This window comes from Neorhizobium sp. BETTINA12A (assembly GCF_023006485.1).
Lineage (GTDB): Bacteria > Pseudomonadota > Alphaproteobacteria > Rhizobiales > Rhizobiaceae > Neorhizobium.
In genome coordinates this window covers 1-6,434 of the sequence record NZ_JALBGW010000218.1, presented here as the reverse complement: position 1 = coordinate 6,434, position 6,434 = coordinate 1, and the positions used below count along the sequence as shown (strand labels likewise).

General features: G+C 62.0%; 10 protein-coding genes. 6 read left to right on the top strand and 4 right to left on the bottom strand.

Going from position 1 to position 6,434, the window contains the following annotated elements; translation table 11 throughout:
- The 6 genes from MOV61_RS27450 to MOV61_RS27425 form a co-directional block, all read left to right on the top strand.
- The coding region (locus MOV61_RS27450) for a bifunctional diguanylate cyclase/phosphodiesterase (protein WP_247138849.1) at positions 1 to 1,579 on the top strand (1,579 nt) is incomplete at its 5' end.
- Between the two features lie 194 nt (positions 1,580 to 1,773).
- Positions 1,774 to 2,097, top strand: coding sequence for a helix-turn-helix transcriptional regulator (locus tag MOV61_RS27445; protein WP_038584330.1), 324 nt, complete (start codon positions 1,774 to 1,776; stop codon positions 2,095 to 2,097).
- Complete coding sequence (locus MOV61_RS27440; protein WP_247038596.1) at positions 2,094 to 2,525, top strand: SRPBCC domain-containing protein; 432 nt, start codon at positions 2,094 to 2,096, stop codon at positions 2,523 to 2,525. Before MOV61_RS27445 ends, MOV61_RS27440 begins: the two co-directional genes overlap by 4 nt.
- Positions 2,526 to 2,593: 68 nt before the next feature.
- On the top strand, positions 2,594 to 2,809 hold the full coding sequence (locus MOV61_RS27435) for a hypothetical protein (protein ID WP_247138848.1): 216 nt from the start codon (positions 2,594 to 2,596) through the stop codon (positions 2,807 to 2,809).
- 11 nt (positions 2,810 to 2,820) lie between these two features.
- Positions 2,821 to 3,288 (top strand): DUF1801 domain-containing protein, encoded by a 468-nt coding sequence (locus tag MOV61_RS27430; RefSeq protein WP_247138847.1) that lies wholly within the window; start codon positions 2,821 to 2,823, stop codon positions 3,286 to 3,288.
- A 21-nt stretch (positions 3,289 to 3,309) separates the two neighbouring features.
- Positions 3,310 to 3,753: a DUF1801 domain-containing protein gene (locus tag MOV61_RS27425; protein ID WP_247138846.1), complete on the top strand. Its 444-nt coding sequence runs from the start codon at positions 3,310 to 3,312 to the stop codon at positions 3,751 to 3,753.
- Between the two features lie 334 nt (positions 3,754 to 4,087).
- On the opposite strand, the gene MOV61_RS27420 is transcribed toward MOV61_RS27425, so the two are convergent.
- The 4 genes from MOV61_RS27420 to MOV61_RS27405 form a co-directional block, all read right to left on the bottom strand.
- Positions 4,088 to 5,155 carry a putative zinc-binding metallopeptidase gene (locus tag MOV61_RS27420; RefSeq protein ID WP_247138845.1) on the bottom strand — a complete coding sequence of 356 codons (1,068 nt, stop codon included), beginning with the start codon at positions 5,153 to 5,155 and terminating at the stop codon, positions 4,088 to 4,090.
- Between the two features lie 92 nt (positions 5,156 to 5,247).
- A complete protein-coding gene (locus MOV61_RS27415; RefSeq protein WP_247138850.1) occupies positions 5,248 to 5,439 on the bottom strand; it encodes a CsbD family protein in 192 nt (63 codons plus the stop codon).
- 93 nt (positions 5,440 to 5,532) lie between these two features.
- On the bottom strand, positions 5,533 to 6,138 hold the full coding sequence (locus tag MOV61_RS27410; protein WP_247138844.1) for a YqgE/AlgH family protein: 606 nt from the start codon (positions 6,136 to 6,138) through the stop codon (positions 5,533 to 5,535).
- 88 nt (positions 6,139 to 6,226) lie between these two features.
- Positions 6,227 to 6,434 (bottom strand): hypothetical protein (locus MOV61_RS27405; RefSeq protein ID WP_247138843.1); only part of this gene is annotated, 208 nt, incomplete at its 5' end.

The following is a 6,434-nucleotide window of genomic DNA, read 5'->3' as shown; positions in this document are numbered from 1 at the left end:
CGATTCCGGCGCCATGCACGGGCCGGTGCGCAACTGGGTGCCGCGGCTGCATCCCGACGACCGCGACCGTTTTCGCGCGACGCTGGACGTGCTGCTGGAACACCGCCGCGGCCGGCTGAACCATGAATTCCGCATCCGCGCCGAGGACGGGCATTTCCACTGGCTGCAGATCCGCGCCCGGCCGGTGCTCGGCTCCAACGGCGAAATCATCCGCTGCGTCGGTACAATCATCGACGTCACCGAGCAGAAGAACTCCGTCGAACGGCTGCTGCAGGATGCGATGCATGACAACCTGACCGGCCTGCCGAACCGCCAGGTCTTCCTCGACCGGCTGCAATCGGTGCTGACGCTGGCGCCGGGCGGCGATACCGTGCGTCCGACTGTGATGGCGATCGACATCGACCGTTACAAGCAGGTCAATGACTCACTCGGCATCGCGGCCGGCGACAATATCCTGATCGCGCTGACCCGGCGCCTGCGCCGCCTGCTGAAGCCGCAGGATACGCTGGCGCGGCTTGCCGGCGACCAGTTCGGACTGATCCTGGTTTCGGAGCGCGATCCGGCCAAGGTAGCGGATTTTGCCGATGCGGTTTCCAAGGCGATCATGGTGCCGATCAACTTCGCCAACCGCGAGATCATCCTCACCGCCTCGATCGGCCTCTCCTCCTGGGTCGACCAGCAGGAGAGCGCTTCGGGCATGCTGGCCGACGCGGAACTTGCCATGTACCGGGCGAAACGCGCCGGCGGCAACCGCGTCGAGCCCTTCCGCCCCGCATTCCGTGCCGCCGGCGCCGACAAGCTGCAGATCGAAACCGACCTTCGCCGGGCCATCGAACGCAAGGAGCTGTTTCTTGCCTATCAGCCGATCATCCGCCTGAAGGACGGCGAGATTGCCGGGTTCGAAGCGCTGATGCGCTGGGATCATCCCAAGCGCGGCAGCATTCCGCCGTCGGAATTCATTCCGATTGCCGAGATGTCGGACTTGATCGGCCCGCTCGGCCTGTTCGCCATCGACCGTGCCGCCTCGGACCTGATGGTCTGGCAGCAGCAGACGGGCGACCTGCCGGTGTTCGTATCGGTCAACCTGTCGAGCGCGCAGCTGCTCAACGCAGACCTTTATAACGACGTGCGGGCGCTGCTGCAGAAGACCCAGGTCAACCCGGGCCAATTGAAGCTCGAGCTCACCGAATCGCTGATGATGGAGAACCCGGAACAGGCGCGGCTGGTGCTCGGCAAGCTCAAGGAGACCGGCCTCAGCCTGGCGCTCGACGATTTCGGCACCGGCTATTCGTCGCTCGCCTACCTCACGCAATTCCCGTTCGACACGATCAAGCTCGACAAGGCGCTGGTCCGCAATGCGACGGAAAAGCGGGCCGTGCTGCTGCGTTCCGTGATCGCCATGGCCCGCGCGCTGGAGATGACCGTGGTGGCGGAGGGTGTCGAGACCGACGAGGATGCGGCGGAACTCGCCAAGATGGGCTGCCATTTCGGCCAGAGCTATCTGTTCGGCCCACCTGCCCCGGCAGACGCCGTGCTGCGGCTTCTGAAAGAGCGCTTTCCGCTGACCAAGCGGGCCTGAAGCGTACTGCGCCTGGATCCGCCGCCTGTCGCGGACCGGTAATAGCATCACAGGATGCATAGCCCCCAGGACATGAGAAATCCACGCAGCCACTCCGAGTCCGGCGAAACCGCTTCGAGGCCTTCCGTTCCCGCTTGACTCATCCATAGCTCTCTGGCTATACGTTAATTCATAGCCAACGAGGTATGGATCCAGTGTCGGACGCTCACGATGTGCTCTTCAGAACGCTCGCCGACCCCACGCGTCGGGCAATCTTCGAACGGCTGTGCCGGGAAGGCGAGAAGACGGTCGGGGTGCTCACGGCGCAGGCCGGGGTTTCGCAGCCGGTCGTCTCGAAACATCTCGGGTTGCTGAAGCGCGCCGGGCTGGTGCGCGATCGTCATGAAGGCCGCCAGACGCATTACAGCGCACAGCTCGGCGCACTCGCCCCGCTGGTCGACTGGACAAGCGAGATGGCCGGGTTCTGGCAAAACCGCTTCGACAAGCTCGAAGACCTGCTCAAAAGGATGGACCAATGAACGAGACCTCGACCGAAACCCGCACCGTCGTTGTCGAACGCGATATTCCTCACCCGGCGGAAAAGGTCTGGCGTGCGCTGACGCAACAGCACCTGATCGAGGAATGGCTGATGAAGAACGATTTCCAGCCGGTCGTCGGGCACCGCTTCAAGCTTCGCGGCGAATGGGGCGGCGTGCTGGACTGCGAGGTGCTGGCCGTGGAGCTTCATAAAAGGCTCTCCTACACCTGGGACCATGCGCATGACGATGCGGCCTACGATCTCAAAAGCGTGGTGACCCTGACGCTCACCCCGACCCGCACCGGAACCCATCTGCGCATGGAGCAGTCCGGCTTCCGGCCCGAACAGAAGCTCGCCTACAACGGTGCCCGCCACGGATGGCAGGGGTTCCTTGGCGCGCTGGAGACGGTTTTGGCGGGGATCGATTGAGGTCTGGCGACAAGGCCCGGATTTTTTACAGGGCGGCAGGGCCGCTCGTTTCAGAGGAGGTATTACCGTTGAACTGGAATTCGTTGACCCGGCAGGTCCACCGCTGGCTGTCGATCGTCTTCACGATCACCGTCGTCGCCAATTTCGTCGCCATGGGCTTCGGGGAACCGCCCTTGTGGGTGGTCTATTCTCCCCTGCTCCCGCTCTTCCTGCTATTGTTCAGCGGCCTATATCTGTTTGCGCTGCCTTATGCCCGCCGCGGCGGGCAAGGTGTTCGTGGATAGGAGGAAAGCGAATGGCCGGCAAAGCGTCCAAAACGCCCGTGAATATTGCCAGGGCATCCACCGGTGATGCCGGTGCGCCGCCGGTGCTCCTCTCGGGCGGCAATCCGCAGATCGCCAAGGGTTATGGCGACGCCCCGGTACAGGCCTATATCGCCGCCATGCCGGGCTGGAAAAGCGAAGTCGGGCGCCGCCTCGACGCGCTTGTCACCAGCACCGTCCCCAACGTCTACAAGGCGGTCAAATGGAACTCGCCGCTCTACGGCATCGAGGGCGACGGCTGGTTCCTCGGCATCCATTGCTTTGCCAAATACATCAAGCTGGCCTTTTTCCGCGGCGCCTCGCTCAGTCCAATCCCTCCCGGCACCTCCAAGACGCTGCAGACGCGCTACGTCCATATCCATGAGGGAGACGAACTCGACGAAGCGCAGCTTGCCGATTGGGTGAAGCACGCCAGCCAGTTGCCCGGCGAACGAATGTAGCAACGGGCGAAACGCAACAGCATGAAGGGAGCGACGGCAACCATGGAAACGATGAAAAGCAGTTCGACGGACAGCCAAGCCTCTCCGGCGCAGCTGATCGACGCGCGGATCAGCGAGCTTGGCGATTGGCGGGGCGAGACGCTCGCTCGTGTCCGGTCTCTGATCAAGCAGGCAGAACCCGGCGTGGTCGAGGAGTGGAAGTGGCGAGGGGTTCCGGTCTGGGAACTGGGCGGGATCATCTGCACCGGCGAGACCTACAAGAATGCAGTGAAACTGACCTTTGCCAAAGGGGCTTCGCTGGAGGATCCGTCGGGCCTCTTCAACTCCAGCCTCGACGGCAATACCCGGCGCGCCATCGATTTCCACGAGGGTGACAAGATCGATGAAGAGGCGCTGAAGGCACTTATTCGCGCCGCCGCGGCACTGAATTCCGCCCGGTCCCAAAAGAAGCCGAAGAGCGCCTGATCGGGGGTTTAACTGTTAGACCGGCCCCGATCATTTCCCACGCCGCAGCGGCGCAGCCTTCTATCGGGACGACACCCTCGGGATCTATCGAGGGACAAAAACTAGTAATAATAACGGGTAATAAATAAGATACGTCGTCGTTTGTCAGGAATGAGAGGCGAAAAGCGCTGTTTCAATACGGTGCAGCCTCCCCAAAAATATGAAAATGCATATTTCGAGTTGACGAAATCGTGATCTTGCCCCCTAATTCCCAGGGGTCTCTGAATGCGCCCCACAAACTACACCCCGCCTTTCGATCCACCGAAAGGCGGGTTTTCTTTTTTCCGGCGGTGCTCTATCCCCTCCGGGAATGGATCAGCCGGTGGATATATTCGAGCTTCACCATGACGGCCTGCGACAGCACGAACGGGTAGAGATCCGGCTGGCCCATCGAGCGGTGGATGCTGTTGAGCGCCATGCTGAACGGCACCCAAGCGGAGACAAGCTGCTCCGCATCACGCGCCGCATAGGGGTTGAAGGCCACTTCCGCCGCCATTTCCGCATGGCCGCGAGGCTCGATCACCATGCCGTAGGCACGGGCGGTCTCCAGCGTGTCGACGATATGCAGATAGTGGGCGAAACACTCGGCAAAATCCTCCCAGGGGTGGGTGCTGGCATAGGTGCTGATGTAGAAATCCTGCCAGCCGGGCGGCGGGCCCTGTTCATAATTTCTCTGCAGCGCCGTGCCGTAATCGAGGTTCTCGTCACCGAAGATGGCGCGGAATTCCTCCAGCCTGCCGCCGTCGCGCACCAGCTTGTCCCAGACATAATGACCGGTCTCATGGCGAAAATGTCCGAGCATGGTGCGATAGGGCTCGTTCATCGAGACGCGCACCTGCTCGCGGGTCGCATCGTCAGCCTCGGCGGCTCGGATCGCGATCAGCCCGTCTTCGTGACCGGTCATGGCCGGTACGACGGTCCCGTCCGGCTGCACCGCGTCGATCAGGAAATCGAAGACGAGGCCGCCCTGGGGATCCTCGTCGCGATTGGTGTGCGGCAGGTTCCAGCGCAAAAGCGAATAGAAGAGATGCCGCTGCGCCTGGCTGATACGCCGCCACTGGCTGAGGCCGACCTCGGTCGAGGCATCCGGAACCAGTCGGTTATGCCGGCATGCGGGGCAGAACGGATGCGGATCGTCGGCGCTGACCGTCCAGTTGCAGATGTCCATCGCCGCATTGGCGCAGTGTCGAACCTTGTAGTCCGGCCGGGCGACAAGATGCCATGTTTCCTCCCCCTCATCCTGCACCAGCGCATGCATGGCCAGATGCTCCGGGACGAAAGCCAGCCGATGGCCGCAGTTGACGCAGGAGCGGTTGTCGAAATGGATGGTCTGGCCGCAATGATCGCAGTCGTAGAGGCGCATGGAAAATCCGTCGGTTTCAAAGGAGCGGATACAGAAAACCTGCTCCGGCCGGAGCCGGAACAGGTTCGCATTCTAAGCTTGTAGCGTAACCGTTACATGCGGTCGACAACGCCCTTTGCGGCATCCTTGACCTTGCCCTTGGCTTGCTGCGCACGGCCCTTGGCTTCCTGGCCGGCACCCTTCGCCTTGAGCTTCGGATTGTCGGTCATGTCGCCGGCCGCCTGCTTGACCTTGCCTGCCATTTCATTGGCCTTGCCGGCCATCTTGTCACTGGTGCTGCCCATCATGCTTCTCCTTCACGAGGACGTCCATCGTCCTGCGGGGAAAACAACTCCGGGCTGGGGGCTTCGTTCCGCAAATCTTTTCAAATTGAACGATCAGGCGTGGCCGGCTTCGCTGGAGAGCATTTCCGGGCTGACACCGAGCAGCGCAAGGGCACGTTCGTATTTGCCTTCCAGCGCCCGGTCGAAGATCAGTTCGTCGCTGGCAGGGCAATTCAGCCAGCCGTTATTGGCAATTTCGAGCTCCAGTTGGCCGGCGCCCCAGCCGGCATAACCGAGCAGCATCGTGGCGCGCGCCGGTCCCCGCCCGTCGCAGATGGCGCGGATGATATCGAGCGTGGCGGTCAGCGAGATGTCGTCACTGACGGGAATGGAGGATTCGCTGACAAAGTCGTCCGAATGCAGCACGAAGCCGCGGCCGCTCTCGACCGGACCACCCGAGAGGATCGGGAAATCGCGGGTCTGCACCGGCAGCATGATCGCATCGGCCTGATCCATGATCTTCAGGTGGAGGAGAACGTCCGTGAAGGAAATCTGCTGGGCGCGATTGATGATGAAACCCATCGCGCCGGCCGCCGAATGGGCACATATATAAACCACGGCACGAGTGAAATTGCCGTCCTGCATGCTTGGCATGGCAATCAGGAACTGTCCGTCCAGGAAGCCCCGTTCGCTCTTGTCCCCGAGGGTCGAGAAAGACATGATGCCTCCAGCCTGCCTTCCGGCCCGGCCAACGGACAGGAAAGCGTCGATTGCAATTCCATCAAGATGGGGCAGTCCGACCGATCAATCAACTGAAAATGATCGACTTGCGTGGCGTCGTGACTGGTTCAAACAAGGCCAATCGGTTAAACGCTTGGTCGATGAAGAGAATTTCGCTGTGCAGCATGCCGTCCCGCGCGCCGACCTTGGTCGCCGCCTGCATCACTGTGGCCGCTGTCCTGGGCATTGCCTCGATGAGCCGCGCCGAGACCACGCCGTGGGCGAGCAACGAGGGC

Excerpts from the sequence above, each read along its gene's own strand:
- MOV61_RS27440 (WP_247038596.1), top strand. The coding sequence starts at position 2,094 with ATGAACGAGACCTCGACCGAAACCCGCACCGTCGTTGTCGAACGCGAT.
- MOV61_RS27415 (WP_247138850.1), bottom strand. The coding sequence starts at position 5,439 with ATGGGCAGCACCAGTGACAAGATGGCCGGCAAGGCCAATGAAATGGCA.
- MOV61_RS27430 (WP_247138847.1), top strand. The coding sequence starts at position 2,821 with ATGGCCGGCAAAGCGTCCAAAACGCCCGTGAATATTGCCAGGGCATCC.
- MOV61_RS27420 (WP_247138845.1), bottom strand. The coding sequence starts at position 5,155 with ATGCGCCTCTACGACTGCGATCATTGCGGCCAGACCATCCATTTCGAC.
- MOV61_RS27425 (WP_247138846.1), top strand. The coding sequence starts at position 3,310 with ATGAAGGGAGCGACGGCAACCATGGAAACGATGAAAAGCAGTTCGACG.
- MOV61_RS27410 (WP_247138844.1), bottom strand. The coding sequence starts at position 6,138 with ATGTCTTTCTCGACCCTCGGGGACAAGAGCGAACGGGGCTTCCTGGAC.